This window comes from Salinivibrio proteolyticus (genome assembly GCF_027286365.1).
In the GTDB taxonomy this organism is placed as follows: domain Bacteria; phylum Pseudomonadota; class Gammaproteobacteria; order Enterobacterales; family Vibrionaceae; genus Salinivibrio; species Salinivibrio proteolyticus.
The window spans coordinates 1443465-1468642 of sequence record NZ_CP114584.1; the positions used below are offsets into that span (position 1 = coordinate 1443465).

The 25178-nt window shown below is 49.1% G+C and carries 23 protein-coding genes; 9 read left to right on the forward strand and 14 right to left on the reverse strand.

Annotated features, from left to right (window positions below):
- The first annotated feature begins 31 nt into the window (after window positions 1-31).
- A complete protein-coding gene (btuC, locus tag N7E60_RS06960; protein WP_269598496.1) occupies window positions 32-1015 on the forward strand; it encodes a vitamin B12 ABC transporter permease BtuC in 984 nt (327 codons plus the stop codon).
- Window positions 1015-1803 carry a vitamin B12 ABC transporter ATP-binding protein BtuD gene (btuD, locus tag N7E60_RS06965; protein ID WP_269598497.1) on the forward strand — a complete coding sequence of 263 codons (789 nt, stop codon included), beginning with the start codon at window positions 1015-1017 and terminating at the stop codon, window positions 1801-1803. Before btuC ends, btuD begins: the two co-directional genes overlap by 1 nt.
- Here btuD and N7E60_RS06970 read toward each other — a convergent pair.
- On the reverse strand, window positions 1787-2239 hold the full coding sequence (locus N7E60_RS06970; RefSeq protein ID WP_069587658.1) for a tellurite resistance TerB family protein: 453 nt from the start codon (window positions 2237-2239) through the stop codon (window positions 1787-1789). The genes btuD and N7E60_RS06970 overlap by 17 nt on opposite strands.
- 282 nt (window positions 2240-2521) lie before the next feature.
- On the opposite strand from N7E60_RS06970, the gene hrpA reads away from it, so the two are divergent.
- The 3 genes from hrpA to N7E60_RS06985 all read left to right on the forward strand — a co-directional run bounded on the left by hrpA (window position 2522) and on the right by N7E60_RS06985 (window position 8207).
- Window positions 2522-6358, forward strand: coding sequence for an ATP-dependent RNA helicase HrpA (gene hrpA / locus N7E60_RS06975; protein WP_269598557.1), 3837 nt, complete (start codon window positions 2522-2524; stop codon window positions 6356-6358).
- 183 nt (window positions 6359-6541) lie between these two features.
- On the forward strand, window positions 6542-7177 hold the full coding sequence (locus N7E60_RS06980; protein WP_269598498.1) for a murein L,D-transpeptidase catalytic domain family protein: 636 nt from the start codon (window positions 6542-6544) through the stop codon (window positions 7175-7177).
- 172 nt (window positions 7178-7349) lie between these two features.
- Entirely contained in the window at window positions 7350-8207 is an 858-nt protein-coding gene (locus tag N7E60_RS06985; RefSeq protein ID WP_077641006.1) for a DNA ligase, read from the forward strand.
- A 39-nt stretch (window positions 8208-8246) separates the two neighbouring features.
- On the opposite strand, the gene dld is transcribed toward N7E60_RS06985, so the two are convergent.
- Together dld and N7E60_RS06995 are read right to left on the reverse strand one after the other, a co-directional pair.
- Window positions 8247-10037, reverse strand: a complete 1791-nt coding sequence (dld, locus tag N7E60_RS06990; RefSeq protein ID WP_269598499.1) for a D-lactate dehydrogenase — start codon at window positions 10035-10037, stop codon at window positions 8247-8249.
- 109 nt (window positions 10038-10146) lie between these two features.
- A complete protein-coding gene (locus N7E60_RS06995; RefSeq protein ID WP_269598500.1) occupies window positions 10147-11838 on the reverse strand; it encodes an L-lactate permease in 1692 nt (563 codons plus the stop codon).
- Window positions 11839-12033: 195 nt separating this feature from the next.
- Between N7E60_RS06995 and N7E60_RS07000 the strand changes: the two genes are divergently transcribed.
- The gene (locus N7E60_RS07000) at window positions 12034-12936 is read left to right on the forward strand and encodes a LysR family transcriptional regulator (RefSeq protein ID WP_269598502.1); all 903 of its coding nucleotides are present in this window, start codon (window positions 12034-12036) and stop codon (window positions 12934-12936) included.
- A gap of 120 nt (window positions 12937-13056) precedes the next feature.
- Here the strand turns inward: N7E60_RS07000 and N7E60_RS07005 are convergent, their stop codons facing one another.
- Window positions 13057-13881, reverse strand: a complete 825-nt coding sequence (locus N7E60_RS07005) for an HDOD domain-containing protein (protein ID WP_077456142.1) — start codon at window positions 13879-13881, stop codon at window positions 13057-13059.
- 76 nt (window positions 13882-13957) lie between these two features.
- A complete protein-coding gene (locus N7E60_RS07010; protein WP_269598503.1) occupies window positions 13958-14665 on the reverse strand; it encodes a DUF3581 family protein in 708 nt (235 codons plus the stop codon).
- Window positions 14666-14881: 216 nt separating this feature from the next.
- Here N7E60_RS07010 and cobB point away from each other — a divergent pair, with 216 nt between their 5' ends.
- Complete coding sequence (cobB, locus tag N7E60_RS07015; protein ID WP_269598504.1) at window positions 14882-15598, forward strand: Sir2 family NAD+-dependent deacetylase; 717 nt, start codon at window positions 14882-14884, stop codon at window positions 15596-15598.
- 31 nt (window positions 15599-15629) lie between these two features.
- Here the strand turns inward: cobB and N7E60_RS07020 are convergent, their stop codons facing one another.
- The 4 genes from N7E60_RS07020 to potA all read right to left on the reverse strand — a co-directional run bounded on the left by N7E60_RS07020 (window position 15630) and on the right by potA (window position 19467).
- Window positions 15630-16673, reverse strand: a complete 1044-nt coding sequence (locus N7E60_RS07020) for an extracellular solute-binding protein (protein WP_269598505.1) — start codon at window positions 16671-16673, stop codon at window positions 15630-15632.
- Between the two features lie 70 nt (window positions 16674-16743).
- Window positions 16744-17514, reverse strand: a complete 771-nt coding sequence (gene potC, locus N7E60_RS07025; RefSeq protein ID WP_069587677.1) for a spermidine/putrescine ABC transporter permease PotC — start codon at window positions 17512-17514, stop codon at window positions 16744-16746.
- Complete coding sequence (potB, locus tag N7E60_RS07030) at window positions 17511-18365, reverse strand: spermidine/putrescine ABC transporter permease PotB (protein ID WP_077456146.1); 855 nt, start codon at window positions 18363-18365, stop codon at window positions 17511-17513. Before potB ends, potC begins: the two co-directional genes overlap by 4 nt.
- Window positions 18352-19467, reverse strand: coding sequence for a spermidine/putrescine ABC transporter ATP-binding protein PotA (potA, locus tag N7E60_RS07035; protein ID WP_069587679.1), 1116 nt, complete (start codon window positions 19465-19467; stop codon window positions 18352-18354). Before potA ends, potB begins: the two co-directional genes overlap by 14 nt.
- Window positions 19468-19742: 275 nt before the next feature.
- On the opposite strand from potA, the gene N7E60_RS07040 reads away from it, so the two are divergent.
- Both N7E60_RS07040 and N7E60_RS07045 read left to right on the forward strand, forming a co-directional pair.
- Window positions 19743-20561, forward strand: a complete 819-nt coding sequence (locus N7E60_RS07040) for a DUF2189 domain-containing protein (RefSeq protein ID WP_069587681.1) — start codon at window positions 19743-19745, stop codon at window positions 20559-20561.
- 29 nt (window positions 20562-20590) lie between these two features.
- Window positions 20591-21247, forward strand: coding sequence for a DUF2987 domain-containing protein (locus N7E60_RS07045; protein ID WP_269598506.1), 657 nt, complete (start codon window positions 20591-20593; stop codon window positions 21245-21247).
- 50 nt (window positions 21248-21297) lie between these two features.
- On the opposite strand, the gene ttcA is transcribed toward N7E60_RS07045, so the two are convergent.
- The 5 genes from ttcA to ccoS all read right to left on the reverse strand — a co-directional run bounded on the left by ttcA (window position 21298) and on the right by ccoS (window position 25178).
- Entirely contained in the window at window positions 21298-22227 is a 930-nt protein-coding gene (ttcA, locus tag N7E60_RS07050) for a tRNA 2-thiocytidine(32) synthetase TtcA (protein ID WP_069587685.1), read from the reverse strand.
- Between the two features lie 133 nt (window positions 22228-22360).
- On the reverse strand, window positions 22361-23308 hold the full coding sequence (gene uspE / locus N7E60_RS07055; RefSeq protein WP_269598507.1) for a universal stress protein UspE: 948 nt from the start codon (window positions 23306-23308) through the stop codon (window positions 22361-22363).
- Between the two features lie 152 nt (window positions 23309-23460).
- The gene (locus tag N7E60_RS07060; RefSeq protein WP_077640996.1) at window positions 23461-24204 is read right to left on the reverse strand and encodes an FNR family transcription factor; all 744 of its coding nucleotides are present in this window, start codon (window positions 24202-24204) and stop codon (window positions 23461-23463) included.
- A gap of 81 nt (window positions 24205-24285) precedes the next feature.
- A complete protein-coding gene (locus N7E60_RS07065) occupies window positions 24286-24960 on the reverse strand; it encodes a sulfite exporter TauE/SafE family protein (RefSeq protein ID WP_096628368.1) in 675 nt (224 codons plus the stop codon).
- Between the two features lie 11 nt (window positions 24961-24971).
- Window positions 24972-25178, reverse strand: a complete 207-nt coding sequence (ccoS, locus tag N7E60_RS07070; protein WP_069587692.1) for a cbb3-type cytochrome oxidase assembly protein CcoS — start codon at window positions 25176-25178, stop codon at window positions 24972-24974.

A 25178-nucleotide genomic window follows, 5' to 3' on the forward strand; every position in this document is an offset into this window, starting at 1 on the left:
TGCGTCACAGAATCAAAATAATGGATGACGCATGCGAGTGTCCGAACTTACTGCACGCCAACAAGCCAGATGGCGGCGTGCTTTATTAGCATTTAGTGGCGTTTTACTGGTCGTTGGCGTGTTTGCTCTGAGCGTTGGGGAGATCTGGATCGCTCCGTTTGGCAATCACTCAGTATTAGAGTCGCAGCTGCTGGTACAACTGCGTTTGCCGCGGGTGATGGCGGCCATACTCATTGGCGCGTCGCTTGCCATCGCAGGGGCGAGTTTACAGGTGTTACTCGGTAACCCGCTTGCCGAGCCCGGTGTGTTGGGGATCTCAGGCGGCGCCAGTGTCGCAGTCGTATTGTTGCTTTTTTTCGCGCCAGCATGGGCATCCGGCGGCATGATGGCGGTTGCGGCTATGCTTGGTGCTAGCCTCTTTACACTGATATTGGTGTTGCTTGCTCGGCGTGCCTTAGCCACGTCACGCATCTTGTTAGTGGGCGTCGCCTTGAGCATCCTTGCCGGGGCGGTGGTGACCTTAGCCTTTTATTTCAGCTCTGATTTTAATCTTCGCCAATTGATGTATTGGCTAATGGGTTCATTGTCCGGTATGCGCTTAAGCCATATCGCGTGGTTGGCACTGACCGCGCCGTGTATCGCGATATTGTGTCATTTTGGCCAGCAATTGGATCAACTCATGCTTGGTGATGTACAAGCGCAACAATTGGGGCTAGATACCCATCGATTGCGTTGGCAATTGATTGTGCTGATCAGCATCTTGGTCGGATTATCGGTAGCTGCAGCTGGCGTGATTGGCTTTATTGGTCTTGTGGTGCCCCACTATTTGCGTTTGTGGTTTGGTAGCCGGAATCGCTACTTGCTGCCTTTGTCGGCGTTGGCTGGGGCGATTTTATTGGTCAGTGCCGATACGCTGGGTCGATTGCTGCTTGATGCGGCAGAGCTCCCCGTTGGGGTGGTGACCAGTGTGATTGGTGCGCCTTTATTCATTTGGATGCTGATTAAGGCGGTGTAATGTTAACAGCACATCAATTGAGCTTATCGCCGCGTTTATTGCCACTGTCTATCCGCTTTCAGCCCGGGCAAGTGACGCATTTGATTGGCCCTAACGGCAGTGGCAAAAGCACGTTATTACATTTGCTGTCAGGGCTTGGTATGCCTGAACACGGCCAGGTGAGCATTCAAGACACCGCTATTGCCGGCCTACGCCGCCAAGATCTCGCGCATCTTCGCGGTTACTTAATACAACAGCAAAAACCTGCCTTCGTGATGGCCGTGTATGAATACCTCAATTTGGTCATCGACAGTCTACAGCTTGGCCAAGTGTCTGCGCGTGATGCGGTGGTAAGACGTGTATGCCAATCGCTGTCGATTGATGACAAGCTTCATCGTCGTGTTGACAGTTTGTCAGGAGGAGAATGGCAACGGGTTAGGCTGGCTGGGGTATTATTGCAAGTTGACAGGCAATTAAACCCACAAGCTTCTGTGTTATTGCTGGATGAGCCGGCGACGGGGCTGGATGTTGCTCAGCAAGAAGCGATTTACGCAGAAATTACTCACGCCGCCAAGCAGGGACTGTGCGTCGTCATGGCAAACCATGATCTCAACCGCAGCCTGACGCACGCAGATAACGTGGTTTTACTCAACCAAGGCCGGATGGTGGCGAGCGGTGCACCCCGTGATGTACTCTCGGACACCCGCTTGTCTGACGTATTTGCGACTCCTTTAGTGCAGGTCAGTACTGCATACGGCCCGGTGATTGTGCGGGTTGGCGAGCAAGCCGATCTCAATCCGCTTCGATGACGTTCAGCTTGGCCCGGATAAACTCCGCGTGATCCACATAAAGCAGCTCGGCGGTTTTACGGATCACCGCTTCTTCGAGCGGGTCGATATTTTCATCGGCATACGCCACCGACCACATGGCTTCAATCAGTTCAATCCGTGCTTGTGGGTCTAAATCACGCAGCTTGTCCGTGTATTCGTATAGCGACGTCGCTTGTTTACTGTGAGCTTGTGCCTCGGCCAACAGTGTATCCGCTTGCGATGGCTCGAGGTTCAGTAATTGGCAAATGCGATCGCGCTTAGTCACAAACTCGCGCTCATCAATGTCGTGATCGGCCATTGCAACCTCACTCAGTAAGCCTGCCATCGCTTGATGCAGCGATAGCCCAACGTCACTGTGTTGCGCCGCATCAGCGGCGAGGGCGGATTCAAGTTTTTTAAAAAGCTGTTTTAGCATGGCTGTTCTCCCAAACTGCGGAGTTTATTGGCCGTATTTACACACTGAGTACGTAGTGAACGGGCAATACGTTTACTTTAGCAACACCGTATTGGCGGTTTGCACGTCGATGGCGCGGCTTTGTTTCTTTTTACTTTGTGATAGGATGCGTCTCCAATCAACCTTATTTATCGGCTGTGACACTGATAAACGCCTTAAAAGATTAAGCAGTAAGCAGGAATCGCCTTGAGTTCACGTCATCACAACACGTCAGAGACACTGTTTGCAGCGTTAAACGATTGTATGCTGCAAGACCGTTTTCGTTTTAAAAAGCGCATCCATGGCGCACAAAAAATCAAAAAAGACGACGCCAAACAGGCGGTGTACGATCAAATTGCCGCTGAAATGGCGCAGAGTATGCAGCGCCTGCTCGCCCGTCGAGCCAATACGCCAACCGTTCGCTACCCGGAAGAGTTGCCAGTCAGTCAGAAGAAAGATGACATTGCCGAGGCAATCGCGAACAACCAAGTCGTGATCATTGCGGGTGAAACGGGCTCAGGCAAAACCACTCAGCTGCCCAAAATCTGTATGGAGCTTGGGCTAGGCGTCGCCGGTACCATAGGTCACACTCAGCCACGTCGCTTGGCTGCACGCTCGGTCGCTTCACGGATTGCTGAAGAGCTTGACGTTGAGTTAGGCAGCAGCGTCGGCTATAAAGTGCGCTTTAATGACAAAGTCTCAGAGGCGACGCAAGTCAAACTGATGACGGACGGGATCTTACTGGCCGAAATTCAGCACGATCGGTATCTGAATCAGTACGACTGCATCATTATCGATGAAGCCCACGAGCGCAGCCTAAATATCGACTTTATTCTCGGCTATTTGCGCGAGTTATTGCCCAAGCGCCCCGATCTCAAAGTCATCATTACCTCGGCAACCATCGATCCTGAACGTTTTTCTAAGCACTTCAATAACGCGCCTATGATAGAGGTGTCTGGCCGTACTTATCCGGTGGAAGTGCGCTACCGCCCCTTGGTGGAAGAGGACGATAGCGATCGTGACCAGCTGGAAGCGATCAGCGATGCGGTCGATGAGCTTTGCCTTGAAGGGCCGGGTGATATCCTGATTTTTATGAACGGTGAGCGTGAGATCCGCGACACCGCCGATTACCTTCAGCGTCGTCAACTGCGCGACACCGAAATTTTACCCTTATACGCGCGGCTTTCTGCAGGCGAGCAAAATCGTGTATTTCAATCTCACTCGGGGCGCCGGATTGTACTGGCCACCAACGTCGCTGAGACCTCGCTAACCGTTCCGGGCATTAAGTATGTGATTGACCCCGGTACGGCGCGTATTTCTCGCTATAGTTACCGAACTAAGGTGCAGCGATTGCCAATTGAGCCGATTTCACAGGCCAGTGCTAACCAGCGTAAAGGGCGCTGTGGCCGTGTGTCGGAAGGCATTTGTGTGCGCCTGTATAGCGAAGAGGACTTTTTAGGCCGTCCTGAATTTACCGACCCAGAAATTCTGCGGACTAATCTGGCTTCGGTGATCTTACAAATGACGGCATTAGGGCTCGGTGATATTCAAGCCTTTCCGTTCGTTCAGCCGCCTGATAGCCGTCACATCAAAGATGGTGTCCGTTTGCTCGAAGAGCTGGGGGCGATCAAGCCCGGCCAAGCCACTGATAAACGTAAGCTGACCGCGATTGGTAAAACCTTGGCCAAACTGCCGATTGACCCGCGTTTGGCACGCATGGTGATTGAGGCGCCCAAGCATGGTGCCTTAAATGAGGTGATGGTGATTGCCGCGGCCTTAGCAATCCAAGACCCGCGTGAGCGTCCAGCGGATAAGCAGCAACAAGCGGATGAAAAGCACCGTCGTTTTGCCGATAAAGAATCGGACTTTTTGGCCTATGTAAACCTTTGGGACTACGTCAAAGAGCAGCAAAAAGCGCTATCGAATAACCAGTTCCGTAAACAGTGCAAAAAAGACTATCTCAATTACTTGCGGGTGCGAGAGTGGCAAGACGTTCACTATCAAATCACCCAAGTAATGAAAGAGCAAAATGCACAATTCAACCAAGAGCCTGCCAGTTATCAGGCCGTTCACATGGCCCTGCTCGCCGGGCTATTAAGCCACATTGGCCTGAAAGACCAAGAAAAGAACGAATACCAAGGCGCGCGGAATGCACGGTTCCATATTTTCCCGGGTTCTGGGCTTTTCAAAAAGCAGCCTAAATGGGTGATGGTTGCCGAACTGGTTGAAACCTCGAAACTCTGGGGGCGAATTGTTGCGCGTATCCAACCTGAATGGGTGGAGCCACTGGCGCAGCATTTGATTAAGCGCAGCTACAGTGAACCACATTGGTCACGCAAGCAAGCGGCTGTCATGGCCAGCGAGAAGGTCACGCTATACGGGATCCCGATTGTCGCCAGCCGTAAAGTCAATTATGGCGCCATCGATCCGGTGCTTAGCCGTGAGCTGTTTATTCGTTCGGCATTGGTTGAGGGAGATTGGCAGACCAAACATGCCTTTTTCCGCCAAAACCAAAAGCTGTTGGCGGAAGTGGAGGAGCTCGAGCTCAAATCTCGCCGGCGCGATATTTTGGCAGACGATGATACCTTGTTCGACTTTTACGATCAGCGCCTCGATCATAGCGTGGTCAGTGGGCGTCACTTCGATACCTGGTGGAAAAAGGCACGTCAAGACAATCCGGACCTGCTTAACTTTGAAAAAGCCATGCTATTGCAAGGCGACGCTAGCCATGTCACGGAGCTGGATTACCCTAACTTTTGGTATCAGGGCAACCTAAAACTCAAATTAAGCTACCAATTCGAGCCGGGCCAAGACCACGATGGGGTGACGGTGCATATCCCACTGCCGATCCTTAACCAGGTGTCAGAAGAAGGCTTTGATTGGCACGTCCCCGGGCTACGTCACGAGCTAATTGTCGCGCTGATTAAATCTTTGCCTAAGCCGTTACGACGTAACTTTGTTCCGGCACCAAACTATGCGGATGCGGTCTTGCAACGAGTGACGCCCATGGAAGCGCCTTTGCTCGATAGCATGGAAAAAGCCCTAAAGCAGATGTCCGGTGTCACCATTGCGCGCGACAGCTGGAATGTGGCGCAATTGCCAGAGCATCTGCGCATTCAATTCCGCGTTGTGGATGATAAAAATCGCACCTTGGCTGAAAGCGAAGATCTTCATGCACTGAAACTGTCACTGAAAGATAAGGTGCAAGCGACGTTATCGGATGTGGCAGATGATGACATTGAACAGCAAGGACTCACCCAATGGACATTTGGGGAACTGCCGAAACGCTACCAGCAAAAGCGCAGCGGGTTTGAAGTCAAAGCGTATCCGGCTTTAGTCGATGAAAAAGACAGTGTCGCGATCCGCCTTTTCGAAACGGAAGATCAACAACATAAAGCCATGCAAGCGGGGCAGCGTCGACTGGTCTTGCTCAATGTGCCATCGCCGATAAAATACCTGCACACCCATTTGCCCAACAAGTCGAAACTCGGTCTGTATTTTAACCCCTATGGCCGTGTTTTGGATTTGATTGATGACTGTATCGCCTGTGGCGTGGATAAGCTCATTGAGCAACACGGCGGGTTAACCTGGGAAGCGCAAGCATTCGAAGCCCTTAAAGAGACGGTGCGTGCGGAGCTAGGTGATACCGTGGTGGATATTGCTCAACAGGTCGAACAGATTTTAACCCATGCCTTTAGCATCAATAAAAAGCTAAAAGGCAAAGTGGATCTTTCGATGGCGTTTGCGATGTCGGATATCAAAGCTCAACTAGAAGGGCTGATTTACAAAGGCTTTGCTACCGAATCAGGCTGGCAGCGGCTGCCCGATATTTTACGCTATATGAAAGCGATAGAGCGTCGGTTAGAGAAGCTGCCGATTGATCCAGCGCGAGATCGCAGTCATATGCTCAAGATTGAATCTGTGATGAATGACTATAAGGCGTTGCTGAATAAGTTACCGAAAGGTAAAACTCTCCCTGATGAGGTAAAAGCTATACGCTGGATGATTGAAGAGCTTCGAGTGAGTTACTTCGCGCAGCAACTGGGTACGCCTTATCCGATTTCAGACAAGCGGATTAAAAACGCCATTGCGGCGATTTAAACGCGGCAAGGTCGTGCCGCCGTGTGACGTCAGTGAATGGATAAATCGTGAACGATAATTAATTTATATAAATATCAATAGTTAATAAAAACCGTGTCAAATGGCACGGTTTTTGTTTTTGCCAATACGGACAACAAACGGCTCGGTCGTTCGTGTTGCAGTGGCAAAGTAAGGAGCAGAAAAATGAAACAAGCAGGTGTGGTCCCTTGGTATCGGGTAGTTTTTTATGTGTTAGCGCTCAGCATGCCAACCACAGTATGGGCCAGTTTTAAAGATGAGGTCAGTGGTTTATATCAGTCTCTCAACCTCGCCGGTGAGGTGTCGTATCAGGCCTTTTCTGATGCGTATCGCCATTTTAAGCACAACCAAAGTAGCAAGCCGGTGATGACGCTGATTGATTACGGCAAACCGTCGTCAGAAAAGCGGTTTTGGGTGATCAATGTGAAAAAACGCCAAGTGCTATTTCGCTCTTATGTCTCTCATGGCAAGAATAGTGGCGCCCTTTACGCAAAGCGTTTCTCGAATCAGATTAATTCCTTGCAAACATCATTAGGGGTTTATCGTGCGGCTGAAACCTATCATGGTAAACATGGCTACTCACTGCGTTTAGATGGGCTTTCGAAGGGCTTAAACGATAATGCGCGCGCAAGAGCGATTGTGATCCACGGTGCCGATTATGCTCATCCTAAGGTGATTAAACAAAGCGGCCAATTAGGTAGAAGCTGGGGCTGCCCGGCGTTACCTAGCTACTTATCCGCGCGCGTGATTGATGCAATAAAAAATGGCACCTTTATCTATGCGTTTGCCAGCCAAGCTTGATGGTTCTTGATTGCGCAGCGGACGAGGTTTCACGAGTCATTTCACGGTGGGCGATGTAACACCTGCACATTGTTCACCGTGAACGCAAATTCTCTACCAACAAAAAATAAAGGCATGTCGAGACGCCTTTTATCGCGCTAGCGTATGCTCCTTAACCACTAAGGAGGAATGCATGGCACGCCTAAATCCTGTTACTTTATGCTTACTCTCCGCGTTTACCCTGTTTCCTAGCAGTGATGGGGATGCTGCACCGTCCGCGCCAGCGTTGATGCATGGTGTTGACGGGCAGATTGCCGAACATGACTATCGTGGCTATTGGGCCAGTGAAAAACTGGATGGGATCCGCGCCTATTGGACGGGCACGCAATTCTTAACCCGACAAGGAAATCCCATTCACGCACCGGATGCATTGATACGAACGCTACCAACGACGGCTTTAGATGGTGAGTTATGGGCCGGAAGAGGCGAGTTTCAAACCGTGTTGCGTACCGTGTTGGACGATAAACCAGACCCTGACGCGTGGCAGAACGTTCGTTTTTATGCGTTTGATTTACCGGATGAACCTGGCCCGTTTTCTGATCGCTATGCAGCACTGAAAAAGATAGTCGCCAACAGCGCATCGCCGTTCTTAGCCTTGGTAAAGCAAACGCCAGTGACTGACAATGACGCGCTCCAAGCACAGCTTATTGCCATCAATGAATCGGGGGGAGAAGGGTTGATGCTGCATCATCCCGATAGCCTGTACTTAGGAGATCGGGTAGAGAGCTTGGTCAAGCTAAAAACCTACCAAGAGAAAGATGCCATCGTTGTTGGTATGACGCCCGGAAAAGGTCGGTTACAAGGCTTGATGGGGGCCTTAGTGGTACGTCTTGCGGATGGTACTGAATTTCGCGTGGGATCAGGCTTTAGCGATGCACAGCGGGCTGAACCACCTGAAATCGGCAGTACCATTTTGGTTAGGCACAATGGTGTGACGGAAAAGGGCATCCCACGCTTTGCGCGTTTTATTCGCGAGAAACCCATGCTTTAAAAAGAACCCGCCTAACGGTTGGCGGGTTTGCAGGTCGGTTTAGTGCTCATGCGTGGCGGGTGACGTGTCCTGACTTGCTCGATGACGAAGCTGGTGATCAAGGCACTGACAGTCTGCACTGTATTTTTTCTTACTGGTTTTTCCGATCCCCGGGTTAAAACTATTGGTTGGGTCAAGCTGATGGTAGAAATGAGCTAAATCGGGCTCGGCGGCATAGAGATGCCCCACGTTATGCTCGGCAGGGTATTTCGCGCCGCGTTCGTTGAGCTGGGCAAGCATTTTTGCCTTAATTGCATGTACATCGGCACCTTTTTTCACAATGTAGTCTTGGTGAAAGACGTGACAGAAAAAGTGTCCGTAATAGAGCTTGGTGACCAACTGTGACTCAATGGTATCAGGCAGTTGCTCGACCCAATGTTTTTCATTGCGCTTCAATGCAATATCAAGCGCGAGAATATCTTCCACATCATTGCTGTGCATGGTGTGATAGCGAATCGCTGCGCCGGCAGCAGCAAAGCGGTGAAGCATGGCTTTTTTGGCTTCCTCTTCGGTACAGACAAAAAAGTCGCTGTCATCATGGTCGGCAAAAAATTGCGTCAAGAATTGCGAGCTTTCCTCAATACCTTCGTCTGATGCTTTAAAAATCAAATGATGCTCAAAGCGGTCACGGAACGCGAGCATACGAGAAGGCAAATGCTGCGGAAAAAGCTGGCTAGCGTACTGCATGACTTTATCCGGCAGTGAATTGGGCAGCAAGGGCACTTTATCCAGCCACGCGGTAATTTGGGCTTTTAAGGCAAACATTTTAGGAATGCTGTCCGTCCCTAGTCGGCCAATGGCTAAAAACACGTCTTTGCCATATCGTTCAGCAATATTAAAGGCCTCGCGATGCATGTATTCTGCCACTTCGGGAAGATGTGACAGCTCGCTGAGCACACGACGACGTAACTGGTACAAAACATCAGGATTGTTGGTGCCGATATAGAACACCTTTTCACGCTCTGGAATGGGATAGGTATCTAGCCTGACCGCAAACACTGCCAGTTTTCCTGCACAGCCACTCACTTCATGAAGACGGTGTTTATCGGCGTTATACCGTGCAGGGCTATCTGCGTCGACATCACGGAGGATTTGCTCGTAATCATGCGCGGAGGCTTTGCGCGTATCCGTGGTAATGTCTTCAGGACGATAATCGCCGCGTTCGACACGGGCGAGAATGGTTTCCGGGTCGTCGCCAAGCGCAATCCCTAAATGATTGACCAAGACTAGCTCACCGGCTTCGTTTAACTGCGCAAAGAGCGAATATTCTGTATAGGCAGGGCCACGTTTAACCAACGCGCCACCAGAATTATTGGCCACACCACCGACAATCGATGCGCCAATACACGACGAGCCAATCACAGAGTGCGGGGCTCGGTTAAGAGGGCGTAAGGTTTGCTCTAAGTGATGAAGTGTGGTCCCCGGAAAGCTGATCACTTGCTTGCCCTGATCAAGCAGCTGTAAGCCGTCTAATCGTGTGGTATTGATTATCACCACATCGCGGTCATAGTCATCGCCCTTCGGCGTCGATCCTTCGGTTAAGCCCGTATTCGCGGCTTGCATGATGATCACCACATCGGCGTCAACACAGGCTTGCAAGACACGCCATTGCATCACTAATGAGGTCGGGAAAATGACCGCCAGCGCACTGCCTCCTCCAGAGCGAAACCCAGTGCGATAGTGCTGGGTATGACTTGCATCCGTCAGTAGGTTCTTGTGACCGACAATATCCGTCAGCGTTTGTATCAATGCTTGTTGTTGTGATGAGGACAAACGTGATGGGGTGTTCATAAGCGTTCCTTTCCTTCCATATATTCAAAAAGGCTGAGGGTCAGCCTGGCTGGCCCGCTTGAGTTAGGTCAATCAGGCCGAGTTCTGCGCTCGGCCTATCATCGTCAGATTACGCCGCCATCAGGATGTCAGCAACTTGAATCACATGTATCGCGATGATGCCAATTACCCCAGCGGCAATCAGGTAGTAAATCGTAGGTAACACAGTTTTACGTAAGGTCGCGCCTTCGCGCCCTAATAAGCCCACAGTGGCGGAGGCGGCAACGACGTTGTGAATGGCAATCATATTACCTGCTGCCGCACCGACGGCCTGAAGTGCCAGCACGGTGACGGTTGATGCGCCCAGTGTTTGTGCGACTTCAAATTGAAACTGACTAAACATCATATTCGAGACGGTATTTGAGCCGGCGATGAAGGCCCCTAATGCACCAATGGTGGCGCTAAGAGCAGGGAAACCATCACCCACCAGTTGCGCAGCAAACCGCGCTGTCATCACTGGCATACTGACCAAATCGGCGGCATTCACACCTGAGTTAATAAATATACGCACCATAGGAATGGTAAACACCAACACAAAGCCTGCACCGATGAGTGTTTTACTAGACTCATTCGCTGCTTTGAATAGAGGCTGGAGGCGTTTGCTGTGAAGTAAGGTGGCAACTAAGGCGACGAATGCGAGGATCCCACCAGGAAGATACAAAGGTTGAATCGCCGCGTTAATGCCGGTTTCTCCCAATAGCGCGTTAAAACTTAAGCTCACATCTGTTAGTAGTGATTTTACCGTTGGACTGACGCGGCTGATCACCAAACACAGTGCCAAGAGTAAATAAGGCGCCCAAGCCATGGCCATGTTCATGGGCTTTTCCTGAACCTTAAGATCCATTTTAAGCGAGCCTAACCATTGACTTGGCCACGTAGAGGCATCATCAAAGTCCCAGTGCTTTTTGGGAACAAGAAAGTTTTTCCGTGCCGCAGTGGTGACTAGGACAATACCCACTAATCCACCAAGTAGCGAGGGGAATTCAGGACCGAGTAACCACCCGGTCAAGGCATAAGGAATGGTAAAGGCTAACCCCGCAAAAATGGCGAATGGCGCCACGGCCAATCCTTCGCGCCAGCTTTTGTTTTTGCCGAAAAAGCGGGTCAACATCATGGCCATCAATAGTGGCATTAGGGTGCCAATCATGGCATGGATGAGTGCGACTTGGGTGGTGATAGCTTGTAAATAGTTGGCCCAGTCACTGCCGTTAGCCAGTAATGTTTGCCCAATAGTGTGGCTATCAAGCCCTTTATTGACGCCGACAATGATAGGGGTTCCCACTGCTCCGAAAGAGACGGGCGTGGATTGGATCATCATACCAATCACAACGGCGGCCAGCGCAGGAAAGCCTATCGCAACCAACAAAGGGGCAGCGATGGCCGCGGGGGTCCCAAATCCTGACGCGCCTTCAATGAAAGAGCCAAAACACCAAGCGATAATAATGGCTTGAATACGCCGGTCATCTGAAATATTGGTGAAACCATTACGGATCACGGTAATCGCACCGGTGTGTTTCAATGTATTGAGCAGCAAAATCGCGCCAAAGACAATCCAGAGGACAGCGGCTGTAATGATTAGTCCTTGTAAAATCGAGGCTGAGACACGAGTAAGGCTCATTTGCCACTGGAATAGTGCGATTAACACTGTCATGATAAATGCCACTGGCATCGCCTTTTTGGCGGGCCAATTTAATCCCACCAGCAAAATGGCAGCAACCACGATGGGGGAAAACGCAACAAGGGCGTAGAGGGTATCAGTCATAGTCTGTCCTTTTAGACGTCTCTTCCGTTAGTTCACGTAAAAGCAAGGCACGCCATCGTATTTTTATGCTGTCGCATCTGTTGTTTTTTTGCTGACATCGTGATGACGTGATGTTAACTGGATGTGACATTACTCGTTTACATTTTCTTGATATATGGAAATAATGAAAATGATTACTTCCATAATTGACATAATATGCCGAAAACAGACGATCTCGTACTTTTTGCTCAAGTCGCTGAATATGGTTCCTTCAGCAAAGTTGCCGAAATAAATTCCCTTACAAATTCAGTCGTTAGTAAACGGATTAAGAAGCTGGAGGAGACTCTAGGCGTTCAGTTGTTGTATCGAACAACCCGAAAGCTGACACTGACGGATGCGGGGCGGACACTCTATCAAGGCGCAAAAACTGTGAAGCAAGCCGCTGATGAAGCCTTTGATGCTGTCTCGGGCTTTGGTGAGGCGATCAGTGGCCATATCAAAATCTCGGTACCAACAATTTCTGGTGAGTTACTGTTAGCAGAGGCAGTCGCGGAATTTTGTAGCCAATACCCGGGGCTTACCATTGATATGTCGTTAGAAAACCGTTTTGTTGATTTGATTGATGAAGGGTTTGATTTGGTAATCCGTACCGGTTATCTCGAGGACTCCAGTTTGATTGCCCGGCATATTCTCGACTCTCAATGGGTGGTTTGTGCCGCACCGGGCTACATTGCACGTCATGGTCGTCCGCAGCAACCTCATGATCTGAAAGCCCATAACTGTTTGCAATATGCCTATCAAACCACAGGGGCAAGTGATTGGGAATTTAAAGGTGAGGGCAAAAACCAAATGATTAAAGTGTCGGGGAATATCTCGACGGATAACCCCATTGCATTGAGGAAAGGCGCGCTTGGGGGACACGGTATTGCGTATGTCCCGCGTTGTTTGGTTTATCAGGATATTACTCGGGGCGACTTGATTGATCTATTTCCCGATCAGGTGGGCAAGCGATTGGGGATTTATGCCGTGTACCCGTTTACCCGTCAGCCACCAAAGAAGATCCGCTTACTCATTGAGCACATTCGGCAAAAGTATTTAGATATTCGCCATTGTTTCTAGCAAGGTGATGTATAAACAGATACCGCGTTTATTTGGCTGCAATGGCAACGTTCGGTGACAACCAAAAAGCGCCATGCTGGATGGCGATGGCGCTTGTATTCTATGTATAGTCAGATTTAACTATTTCAGCATCTTCGCCATTTCACGGCCTTTGCCGATCACATCATCAACGGCGGCGACCACGGTTTTAGGAAAGCCGAGCATATTGTATTCGAGCTGCTGATTAAGCCACTCGAGCTTGGAGTCGGTGGTGACAAACTCCTGCCATGATTCGTCGACTTTTCCCGCCAGTCGTAAGATACCGGCCAGTGGCGAGAATTGTTCTTGATGGACGGGCGTAAATTGATAGCGAATCGCATCGCAAAGCCGATCAGGAAAATTCCACCTACGTGCTAACTCACCGCCTAACTCTGCGCTGGTGACACCTAAAATGAGTTCCTGCGCTTCTTGCTTGGGTTTACCCGCTTCTATATGTAGATTGATCCTATCAAGCTGTTCATAAGCGGTGGTCATGATCAGCAATTCGCCCAAGTTATGAAGCATCCCCGCAGTAAACGCCTCATTCGGATCCATTTTTAATGAGCCCGCGAGCGCTTTGCTGATGGTCGCTACTTCAAAGGTGTGCTGCCAAAATGCGTCGATATCCAATTCGCTATCGACGTCAAACGCACTCATTAATGCACTTGAAACGACGAGGGTGCGCACGGGGCCAAGCCCAAGCCGAATGACTGCCTCATTGACAGAGCCAATGTTCCGGGCTCGTCCAAAATAGGCGGAATTTGATAAGCGGAGTACTCGGGCTGAAATCACTTGATCGTATGAAATTTTGTCCGCAATTTGATTGAGATCGGCACTGTCACTGTTTACCAAATCAATCAGTTCTTGCACAATTTTGGGGATCTTCGGTAATTTATCGATACGCTCAACTAAGCTACTGGATTGCATAATAACTTTCCTATAAAAACGCCCTCATCTAACTATAGATCAGGGCGAAACATGGGTGCAGATAAAATGCAAAAAACTAAGTCGTACAGTATGCTTGCTTGCGGGCATTAAAACGCTCAACCAAATCTTGAATCGCGTCTTCACAATAAGGGCGTAACCCGCTGGCGACCATTGTCTTGCAACCATGACCGACACGCCTATCTCCAACCATAAAATCAAACGAGAGATCGACCTTACCACGTTTACCGTTGACACTCATGGTTGAGCTAGAAAGGGCAACTTCTGCCGAGCTAATTTGTAAATCATCAAACGACAGACTCATGTTCTCATACATCACCAGCGGACGATCGGTATTGATCATCATCTGCTGCTCACGCATCAATGGCACCATGATATGGGGAAAGTTTTTACCTGAAAACTGTACATAGTGCTGAGCAATTTCGTTAGCAAGCGCAGGGTCGTGTCGCACAGCACCGCGGCGGGTCAGGGTAAGATAGAGCTTTTGGTTTTCATCGACCACAGTGACTTCATGCTCGGTTTCGACAATCTTTAATGGCGTGTTCGCACTGATCATGCCATTAAAATGAATCTGAATATGCTCACTGATCCCAATCTTTGCAAGCAAAATAGAGAGCAGAAGATCGCCGGGTACACAAAAGCGTGATGCCTCAGTATCGTGGATAGGGTTAAAGTCACCGGCAACACGTTTAGCAAAGTCACTGGCTTGCTGGCGAGTAAAAAGCAGTTTTCCGTCCTGCTCACTATAATAACGTTCAAGTTGCATAATTGTTAACAAAAGCGATAAACAAGTGAGTATTGTAACCCAAGCGGACCGATTGATTGGTCTAGCCAGTCGTTGCATTAGCGGTTCGTGATCGCTGTCGAGCATTTTTTCCTAAGGAAACCATTTCGCGACCAAGGTCTAAAGCCACCATGCTTCAAAGGTTTCAATTTGGGTGTTATAAATGAAGGTGTTAGATAAAAAATTCAAGGATGGGCTATGACATTTCCCTACCGACACATTGTTGTGCTTACCGGCGCGGGCATTTCTGCAGAGTCGGGTATTCGTACCTTTCGTGACCAAGATGGCCTGTGGGAAGAGCACCATATTGAAGATGTCGCGACGCCAGAAGGCTTTGCGCGTAATCCGCGATTGGTTCAGCAGTTTTATAATGACCGCCGTCGCCAGCTTCAATCCGGTGTAGTGCCCAATGCGGCACACGACGCGCTAGCCCGTTTAGAAAAAGAGAGTGATGCCACTGTGCTGGTGGTCACGCAGAATATTGATGATCTTCATGAACGTGCCGGCACGCAGCACATCATTCATATGCATGGCGAGCTCCTCAAAGCACGCTGCAGCCACTCGCAACAGACCATTGATTGGGTAGGGGATATTACTGAGGCTGATCACTGTCATTGCTGTCAAATGCCTGCGCCCCTTCGTCCTCATGTGGTTTGGTTTGGCGAGATGCCACTGGGGATGGGACAAATCCATGATGCACTCACCCAAGCTGATTTATTCGTCTCTATTGGGACGTCTGGTGCAGTCTATCCCGCGGCGGGATTTGTACATGAAGCGGCGATGCATGGGGCTCACACCATTGAAATCAACTTGGAGCCTAGTGCGGTTGAAAGTGAGTTCAGTGAACGCCGTTACGGCAAAGCCAGCACGCTCGTACCGGCGCTGGTGGATGAAATCCTCGCCCTTGAACAGTAAAAAGGGGCCCTCAGGCCCCAGCGTCTCGTTATTATATCCCCGCCTTTAAGCGCTGGAAATAATCTTCGTATAAGCGGTTGGCATCACCGACCGCGTTTTGCCATTCACCGGCCTGCATCACCGCTTTCGGTGGGTAAATATTAGGATCATTTTTAAAGGAAGCCGGTAACAGCGGATAAGCCGCTTTAACGGGTGTTGGGTAGCCAATTTCGAGTGCGAGCTTCGCAGCGTTTTCTGGACGCAGCAAGAAGTCGATCATCTTGTGCGCTGCGTCGACATGTTTAGCGTTGGCGGGAATGGCAAGGCTATCCATCCAAAAGATAGCGCCTTCTTCTGGCCAAACAATCTCAATGGGAGCGCCTTCTTGACGGGCCATATACGCAGAGCCATTCCAAAGCATCCCCAAGGTGACTTCGCCGGCAAGGTAGGGGTTGGCAGGGAAATCGGAGTTAAATACCAATACATTTGGCATTAGCTCACGCAGCGCCTCGTAGGCGGCTTTAATCTCATCCGGATTGGTGGTATTGGCTGAATAGCCCAGCTTACGCAGTGCGATGTGGAAGAGCTCGCGCGAGTCATCCATCATCAGCAATTGACCCTGCCATTTCGGATCCCACAGATCGGCCCAGCGAGAGACAGCGCTGCTATCCATAAAATCAGTGTTGACCCCAATGCCCGTTGCTCCCCAGATATAAGGGATAGAGTATTGGTTATCGGGATCAAAGGGTTTGTTCAGGTTATCTGGGTCAAGGCCGTCAAAGTGGCTTAGCTTGGTTTTATCCACTTTCTGCAGCATGCCTTCCTGACGCATTTTGGAGACGTAATAGGTTGAGGGAACAACCAAATCATAGCCTTCAGGATGCGTCTTTAATTTCGCATACATGGTCTCATTGGACTCATAGGTGGAATACATGACTTCAATACCGGTTTCTTCGGTAAATTCTTCTAGCACGGATGCTGGAATGTATTCGGACCAGTTGTAAAAGTAGAGAACATCATCTTCAGCTGAAGCCGTTGATGGGACCAGTGACGCACCCAGCAGCGCCAACGCAGAGAGTGAAGACCATTTGGTCATGGTGAAAACTCCTAGACATTACAGACAACATGAAGCGGGCTGCTAGCGGGGCAGCAGCCCGAGGAAAGGTTTATTTTAGTCGATCTTTAGCCAGCCATTGTGAGCACATGACTAAGACGAGCGATACCATTAGCATGATGGTCGCTAAGGCATTAACTTCGGGTGAGACGCCAACTTTAACCATTGAGTAGATTTTCAAAGGTAAAATTTCATAACTTGGGCCCGTCACGAAAGAGCTAACAATCACATCATCCAAGGAGAGCGTGAAACTCAGTAACCAGCCCGCGCCCACCGCAGGCGCGGCAAGGGGCAGAATGATTTTGGTCAGAATGACCCACTCACTGGCGCCTAAATCGCGAGCTGCCTCAAGCATTTTGACATCAAAGCCATTTAAGCGGCTGTACACGGTGACCACCACGAATGGTAAACAGAAGGTGATGTGCGAGAGCAGCAAAGTAAGAAAGCCCAATTGTGCGCCCATCAAGACAAATAATGCCAACAGTGAAATGGCCATCACGATATCAGGCGACATCATCACCACGAACAGCATACCATTAACGAATTGCTTGCCACGAAAGCGATAGCGGAACAAGGCGACTGCCGTGAGGCTACCGATAATTGCCGCCGCAGAGGCAGAGAAAATCGCGATGGTGAGCGAGTTCCCTGCCGCCTGAACCAAGCTGTCATTGTTGATAAGCTGCTCATACCATTTCCAAGTAAAGCCTTTCCAGTTCATCCCAAACTTGCTGGCATTAAAGGAATTCACAATCAATATAATGATTGGAATATACAAAAAGGCATAAACTAAGGATAAGAATCCACTGCGTAAGATGCGGCTCATGCAAGTGTCTCCTTACGGTTCATCCATTTGCCAACCCGCCAATAGGCGAACAACATCAGACCCATGAGAACGGTCAGAGAAATACTGGCTGCGGAACCAAATGGCCAATCTCGTACATTGAGGATTTGGCTCTTAATCACATTACCAATCAGGAGGTTTTTCGCCCCACCCAATAAATCAGAGACATAGAACATACCCAAGGCGGGCAGTAATACCAACAAACTGCCAGCAATAATCCCCGGTGTGGTTAAGGGAAGGATCACGCGAATAAAACGTTGAACCGTATTCGCCCCAAGATCGCGTGCCGCTTCAAGGTACGCGTTGTCTAGCTTTTCAATGCTGGAATACAAGGGCAAAATCATAAACGGTAGCAAGATGTAGACAAGACCAATCATGACCGCGTATTCGGTATACATAATGCGAATGGGGCGCTCAATCACGCCGAGCCACATCAGGCTTTCGTTCAATAAGCCGCGCGTGCCGAGAAAAATCTTAAGGCCATAGGTACGGATCAGTGAATTCGTCCAGAAGGGCACAATGACCAAAAAGAGCATTAACGGGCGCATCCGTTTTGGCATTCTGGCGATGATAAACGCGAACGGGTAACCGATTAACAAGCAAATCAGAGTCGCGATGGCTGCCATATAGAACGAATGCCACACCACCTTGGCGTAGAGAGGATCCAGTAACTTGGCATAGTTACTGAGTGTGAAGGTCATCTCAATCAGGTTGGCATCGTCACGGGTTAAGAAACTGGTGATGATGATCATCAGGTTGGGCATAAAGACAAAAACCAATAACCAACCGACAACCAAGCCAATGATGGCGGTTTGCAGGTTAAGCTTTTTCATCGGCCAATACCACCTCCCAGCTTTCAACCCAAGTGATTGCCACTTTTTGGTCGAGTGAGTGGTCAACATCCGGATCATCTTCGTTAAAGAATTCGCTGACCATCACGGTTTGCCCTGATGGCATCTCGAGCACAGAGTCTAGCGTCATGCCTTTATAGTTACGCTCACGCACGTAGCCAATTAGGCCATTGGGGTTAGCATCATCACTAATTTCTTCAATGCGAATGTCTTCTGGGCGCAGCAAGACTTTGACTTGATCGCCGGCACCTACATCCAGTTTGCAGTAGACCTCACATTCACGTGACTCAATACGCGCCCAAATGCGTTGCTCATCCATCCGTTTAATCACGGTAGCATCGAACACATTGATTTCACCAATAAAGCGTGCCACAAACAGGTTCTTCGGCTCTTCGTAAATCTCACGAGGGCTACCGTCTTGCTCGATTTCACCATCACGCATCACTAATATCCGATCGGACATCGACAGTGCTTCTTCTTGGTCATGTGTGACAAAGATAAAGGTGATCCCCAGTTTACGTTGTAGCTGTTTGAGCTCCATTTGCATGCGCTTACGCAGCTTATAATCTAGCGCGGATAAAGACTCATCTAACAACAACACTTTCGGTTTATTGACAACGGCACGAGCAATTGCAACACGTTGTTGCTGGCCACCAGATAGCTGATGTGGCTTACGCGACGCATAATGGTCAAGTTGCACCATACGCAGTGCTTCCATCACCCGAGGCTCGATCGTCGTACGATCCACACCTTGCATCCGCAGTCCGAACGCAACGTTTTCGAATACGCTCATGTGCGGGAAAAGGGCGTAGCTCTGGAATACCGTATTTACGTGGCGCTGTTCGGCGGGGATATCTGTGACATCCTTTCCATCGATAATGACACGGCCGCTGTCCGCATCTTCAAGGCCAGCGATAAGACGTAATACGGTTGTTTTCCCGCAGCCAGAAGGGCCGAGGATAGTCAGAAATTCACCATCGTTAACGGTGAGATTGAAACGGGAAATGATTTCTTTGCCGTCAAAGCTTTTGGTCAGAGATTTAAGCTCAACAACCGGTTTGTGAGATACATGCGCGTGGTTCAATGGTTCGTTCTCTCCCTACCTGGCAAATTGTTGTTCGCGGATTTACCCATAAAATAGACGGCGCATGATAGACGTGCATCCTGCTAAGTTAAAGCAATTTTTTACACATTTTCGCCGTGCTCTAATCAGCCGCTATCATGGGTAAATCATGAAACATCCTTGATGTTAACGTTGGGTAAAAATAGCACGGATTCCTTGTTTTCTGGTGAGATTGGTTTTTGGCTATTGGCAACAGTCAGATATACTGTCAACAACAGTCATGACAAATAACGATTATGAGTCAACAAGATTTCAACAATGCGCTACATATTGGTGGGTCGATAGAGACCGCACTCAACGGTCGATATCGCCTCGAGCCATTTGAGATTATTAAAGAAGCGTTCTCGCTGACATTTAAACACTTCTGGTCCTTTCTGCCCGCGGCTTTATGCTTATTTGCCGTTCAAGTTGGTATTCTAGTGTTGATGTTGACGTTACTTCTGGGCGATCCCTCTCATTTATTCGAGGGGTTAGTCGGGCAGCGCGAAATGACCACAGATATGGTGTCATCCGTGTGGTTATCTAACTTTACCTCTGAGGTGCTGATCGCCCCCTTGTATGCAGGTGCAAGCTTGATGGGGTTGGCGCATGCAATTGGGTTTAGGTCCAAACCTCGCCATCTAGTTAAGGGGTTGGCGTTTGCACTGCCTGTCACCGTGGTGATTTGTTTGTCTGCGACGTTACAAAGCGTCGCCAGTATGATTTTTCCATTATTGAGCTTATATGTCGCGATGGCCTTTTCAATGGCACCGCTACTGATTTGTGAAAAGCGTTTGACGCCGTTAAAGGCGCTGGCGGTGTCTTTCCGTGCCGTCAACAAGAAAGTGCTCGCCCTTGCCACCATTTATGCGGTGGTCGGCGTGCTATTTCTCATTTCTTTTGTTACCGCTGGCTTTGCATTGGTTTGGGCATTACCCTTTCTGTTCAATGTTAAGGGTGTGATTTACCGAGAAATGTTTGGTGTCGGCGTCGAAGTGACGGTGTCACAAAATAACGATAACAATGCCACCCCTGAAACATCCCATTCGTCAGGCAACGATACTTTTGATGCCTGATTGGCGTTTAGCCCGTACACGGAGTGTCCATGAAAAAATTAACCAGTGCATTGGTACTGGCAGCTTGTATGAGCTTGCCTGCCCATGCCGATACCATGAGATTTAGCTACAGCAAATTGTTCACTCAGCTCAAGCATAATGTTGAAGAAGGGCACCCAGATATTGGTGTCGCGTATTTTATGGTTTCGCCTGACACCGGCGAGGTGTGCCCCATATCTCGAGCGTGGATGCGCAAAAAGGAACATTACGAAGCCTTTGATATCCCGCCATCGCAAGCATTGCCACTGCCACTAGATAACCAGTTACGCAAAGTGAACCCAGATGTGTTTGTGGAAACTCCAGCGGGCATGACCTGCGACATCTCTTTTCAGGTTCTAGTGAATACGCCGGTTGATCAGCAATTGACGGGGGAGCAAATTCAAGGCTGGTTGCCTCAAATGGATGCGATGATGAATAATCTCGGCGGTATGTTCGCGTCGTGGTTTATGCCGAAAACGCAGGGTGTCGTGGTGCATTTTGGACCAGATGTTAGCGGTAATGTGGTATCAACAACCGGCCAATCGTACGTGATTGAGAACCGTAAAGTGACCATTGATGCCAGTGCGTTGCTACCGGAGTCACGCTTAACGCTTCCAGCCACGCCAATTAAAATATCACCTTGGCTACCAAAAGACCCTTCCTCTTGATAGAAAAAAAGCGCTCTTGGAGCGCTTTTTTACGATAACGAACGGGTTAGCTAGTGGCTCACGTTCATCACATCTAATGTTAATGCCGGGTCTACCTCAACCACATCATCATTATCGGGTGTCGGATTGGTAAAGGTTTCTTTATCGAAGGCAGTGTCTCCATCACCTTCATAGGCCATACCTGCTGCCACTGATTTGAAATCAAACAAGTTGAAGTCAGCCATGTGCGAAGGCACCACATTTTGCATCGCGCGAAACATGGTCTCAATACGTCCAGGAAAACGCTTGTCCCAATCACGCAGCATATCCTTGATCACTTGGCGTTGCAGGTTAGGCTGCGAGCCACATAGATTGCATGGAATAATCGGAAACGCTTTTTGCTCCGAGTAACGTTCAATGTCTTTTTCGCGACAATAGGCCAGAGGACGGATCACCACATGTTCCCCGTTATCTGAGACAAGCTTGGGTGGCATGCCTTTCATTTTGCCGCCATAAAACATGTTCAAGAATAAGGTTTCAAGGATGTCGTCGCGATGGTGGCCCAAGGCAATTTTAGTGGCTCCCAACTCTTTAGCCGTACGATACAAAATACCGCGACGTAAGCGTGAGCAGAGTGAGCACGTTGTTTTGCCTTCCGGCACTTTATCTTTCACAATCGAGTAGGTGTCTTCTTCAACAATCTTATACTCGACACCGAGACTCTCAAGATACTCTGGCAAGATATGCTCGGGAAAGCCGGGCTGTTTTTGGTCTAAGTTGACCGCGATAAGCTCAAACGAAATGGGAGCGCTTTTTTGCAAGCTTTGTAGCATATCTAGCAGCGTGTAACTGTCTTTTCCGCCAGATAAGCACACCATGATACGATCGCCATCTTCAATCATATTGAAGTCAGCAATGGCTTGGCCGGTATTACGGCGAATGCGCTTTTGCAGTTTATTAAACCCGTATTTTTGTGCTTTGGTCAGCTCTTGCGTGCTCATAAGTACTTTCGCGTGATGGGCAGCGCAACCACGTTGCGCTGCAGTGAATGCATGAATGGCGGGTATGATACGGATTTTGACTATAAATGCCAGCAGCAGGCAGTGAATCGCACTGCCTGCTAGGGTTGAAGGGTTAATCGCTCGCGCGAGGATCAAGTGGACTGATGTAACCATCCGGTTTGATGGCGAGCAAGTCACAATCCAGTTGGTCAATCATATGTTCTGCCGTATTACCAATAAAGACCGCGGAAAGGCCGGTTCGTCCTGTTGTGCCAAGAATCACCAGCTCTGCATCTAATTCACGTGCGATCTCGGGAATAACATCTTCAGGCAATCCCTCATGTACATGTGTACGCGCCTCTTCAATGTGGTGACGCTGGCGGAGCGCTTTCATGGCAGTGAGGTGATGTCCTCTAACCGCATCGGTATATGAGGTGGGGTCAAACTCTGGTAGCTCGATGGTAATGTTCACCGGTGTTGCCGGGTAGGCATTGGCTAAATGAAGCTCAGCACCAAGCATGGCGCTCATCACTTCGCCTTCATCCACGAGTTTATCATTCAATATGGCGTGTGTTTCGCTCTCAGAGGCAACATGCACGGACGCAATGATTTTGCCTTTGTCTGGCCATCCATGTTCTTTCACCAACAACACAGAACTTGGACATTTGCGTAATAGATGCCAGTCAGTTGGAGTGAAAATCACAGAGCCTAAGGTGTCATGCTTGTGCGTGGCCTTAACCACTAAGTCATGCTGATGGCTCAATACTCGCTCAACAATGGCTTCATAAGGGCGGTTATGCCAAACCACCTCTTTTTCAATATCACAATGTTGCGCGTTGTGTGACTGAATGATGTCATTCATCCATTCTTCACGTTGGTGCATCACGCCATTTCGCATTGCTTGACGCTCGTCGGATGAGAGCATCGAGGTCATTTCATAAGAGAAATCATAAATAGCAAGAAATAGGGTCAGTTTTACATCCGCATCGCAACGCTCACTTAATGTGACTGCGCGAGACAGTGCGGGTTGTTGGTCTTGGGCGGGGTCGATCACAACCAGAAGATTTGTATACCTGGACATATCTGCCTCCTTAGCACAGATGCACCGTGTAGTTTCAATGTAACGCACAACATCTAAGAGAGCGATATAAAATCGAGATAGGGAAGTAAAAAAGAGAAATGGCGCATAATGCGCCATTTATTAGGAATTTGTTTACATGTTGAAAGGGTAGCTTAGCACTCTTCACCCGCTAAACGCGCCAGTTCTTCCAGATTGAGAATCGTGATGTATTTCCCTTTCACGGCAAGAATTTCTGATTTTTGGAAGCGACCTAGCAACCGGCTAATTGTTTCAACAGTAAGGCCGAGATAGTTACCAATATCGCCACGGGTCATCGTCAACCGGAACTCACGAGGCGAAAATCCACGCTGAGCAAATCGTTTGGAAAGACTGTAAAGGAAGGCAGCAAGACGCTCTTCTGCGGTTTTCTTCGATAGGAGCAAGATCATATCTTGGTCTCCTTTGATCTCATTACTCATCAACCGCATGATTTGTTGTCTTAACTTTGGCATAGAGCCTGACAAATCGTCTAGCGTTTCGTAAGGAATTTCACAGATCATCGAGGTTTCAAGCGCCTGCGCAAAACTTGGGTGCTCCCTCTCGTTGATGGCGTCAAAGCCAACCAGATCGCCTGCTAAATGGAACGCGGTAATTTGTTCATCACCTTGTTCGGTGATGGTGTAGCTTTTGATGGTTCCTGACCGAATTGCGTAAAGTGCTCGAAGATGATCACCCGCTTTGAACAACTCTTGGCCTTTCTGAATAGGTTTTTTTCGCTCAATGATGCTATCCAGTTGATCCAACTCTTGCTCATTTAACGTAAAAGGGATACATAATTGGCTGATACTGCAATCCTGACAATGAATTGCACAGCCACCAGACTGTACCCGCCGAGTGATGATCTTATTAGACACCATACACCTGCCTGAAATAAAAAACGTCGTTAGTAATATTACACCATCATGGCGTGCTTGGTCGACCTTATCCTTAAGGTCTATCTACAAAAGTAACTTTAATGCACCATACGCTGTGTAAACCCCATACAATGCCATCAATGTAGCACATGTCAAACGTATTAGGCGATTATTGAGTATGGGTTTGATCCGCTCCGCAAGTGCACCCACTGTGATCATCGCAGGCAAAGTACCGAGACCAAAGCCAAACATAATCACGGCGCCTCCTGATGCGCTACCTGCAACCGCTGACCAACTGAGTGCAGAGTAAACCAGTCCACAGGGCAACCAGCCCCAGACTAAGCCAAATGGAAGTGCATAGGTTGGTGATTTAAGCGGCAATAACTTCGAGGAAAGCGGGGAGACGCGCTGCCACAATTTGCCACCAACCCGCTCGATATAACTTAAGCCGTTCCAGATATGTGCCAGATAAGCCGCAAGCAACAGCATCATCACCGCGGCAAAAAGGCGTAGGACCGCCAGCTGATGGGTGAGATCACTCATGGCAAGAATAGAGGCAACTGCACCGCCAATCAGTGCACCTGCAATGGTGTAGGAGGTAATGCGTCCAAGGTTATACAAAAGTAGGTAGGGCCATTTCGCTTTATGTTTGGGGATACCGAGTGACATTGCTGCCGCCACACCACCACACATCCCAATACAATGCCCGGCACCGACCAAACCAATGACGAAGGCGCCAATAAAATCAACGTTAGTCATACAAGGCTCGTTTAGGGATGTTTGGATGAGTGCTGGTTGTCGGATTCGTTTTCGTTACGCTGCGCATTTTTCTCTGGCTCTTCCTCATCAAATAGGATTGATGAGCCTTGGCGTTCTAAATCTTCAAATTGATCGGACTTCACCGCCCAAATAAACACCACAGCAGCCACACAGACCAGCATGATGGCAATTGGGATCAAAATATAAAGGCTGGCCAT

Coding starts and splice junctions, on each gene's coding strand:
- btuC (WP_269598496.1), top strand. CDS start 32: ATGCGAGTGTCCGAACTTACTGCACGCCAACAAGCCAGATGGCGGCGT.
- btuD (WP_269598497.1), top strand. CDS start 1,015: ATGTTAACAGCACATCAATTGAGCTTATCGCCGCGTTTATTGCCACTG.
- N7E60_RS06970 (WP_069587658.1), bottom strand. CDS start 2,239: ATGCTAAAACAGCTTTTTAAAAAACTTGAATCCGCCCTCGCCGCTGAT.
- hrpA (WP_269598557.1), top strand. CDS start 2,522: ATGCTGCAAGACCGTTTTCGTTTTAAAAAGCGCATCCATGGCGCACAA.
- N7E60_RS06980 (WP_269598498.1), top strand. CDS start 6,542: ATGAAACAAGCAGGTGTGGTCCCTTGGTATCGGGTAGTTTTTTATGTG.
- N7E60_RS06985 (WP_077641006.1), top strand. CDS start 7,350: ATGGCACGCCTAAATCCTGTTACTTTATGCTTACTCTCCGCGTTTACC.
- dld (WP_269598499.1), bottom strand. CDS start 10,037: ATGAACACCCCATCACGTTTGTCCTCATCACAACAACAAGCATTGATA.
- N7E60_RS06995 (WP_269598500.1), bottom strand. CDS start 11,838: ATGACTGATACCCTCTACGCCCTTGTTGCGTTTTCCCCCATCGTGGTT.
- N7E60_RS07000 (WP_269598502.1), top strand. CDS start 12,034: ATGCCGAAAACAGACGATCTCGTACTTTTTGCTCAAGTCGCTGAATAT.
- N7E60_RS07005 (WP_077456142.1), bottom strand. CDS start 13,881: ATGCAATCCAGTAGCTTAGTTGAGCGTATCGATAAATTACCGAAGATC.
- N7E60_RS07010 (WP_269598503.1), bottom strand. CDS start 14,665: ATGCAACTTGAACGTTATTATAGTGAGCAGGACGGAAAACTGCTTTTT.
- cobB (WP_269598504.1), top strand. CDS start 14,882: ATGACATTTCCCTACCGACACATTGTTGTGCTTACCGGCGCGGGCATT.
- N7E60_RS07020 (WP_269598505.1), bottom strand. CDS start 16,673: ATGACCAAATGGTCTTCACTCTCTGCGTTGGCGCTGCTGGGTGCGTCA.
- potC (WP_069587677.1), bottom strand. CDS start 17,514: ATGAGCCGCATCTTACGCAGTGGATTCTTATCCTTAGTTTATGCCTTT.
- potB (WP_077456146.1), bottom strand. CDS start 18,365: ATGAAAAAGCTTAACCTGCAAACCGCCATCATTGGCTTGGTTGTCGGT.
- N7E60_RS07040 (WP_069587681.1), top strand. CDS start 19,743: ATGAGTCAACAAGATTTCAACAATGCGCTACATATTGGTGGGTCGATA.
- N7E60_RS07045 (WP_269598506.1), top strand. CDS start 20,591: ATGAAAAAATTAACCAGTGCATTGGTACTGGCAGCTTGTATGAGCTTG.
- ttcA (WP_069587685.1), bottom strand. CDS start 22,227: ATGAGCACGCAAGAGCTGACCAAAGCACAAAAATACGGGTTTAATAAA.
- uspE (WP_269598507.1), bottom strand. CDS start 23,308: ATGTCCAGGTATACAAATCTTCTGGTTGTGATCGACCCCGCCCAAGAC.
- N7E60_RS07060 (WP_077640996.1), bottom strand. CDS start 24,204: ATGGTGTCTAATAAGATCATCACTCGGCGGGTACAGTCTGGTGGCTGT.
- N7E60_RS07065 (WP_096628368.1), bottom strand. CDS start 24,960: ATGACTAACGTTGATTTTATTGGCGCCTTCGTCATTGGTTTGGTCGGT.
- ccoS (WP_069587692.1), bottom strand. CDS start 25,178: ATGGCCAGCCTTTATATTTTGATCCCAATTGCCATCATGCTGGTCTGT.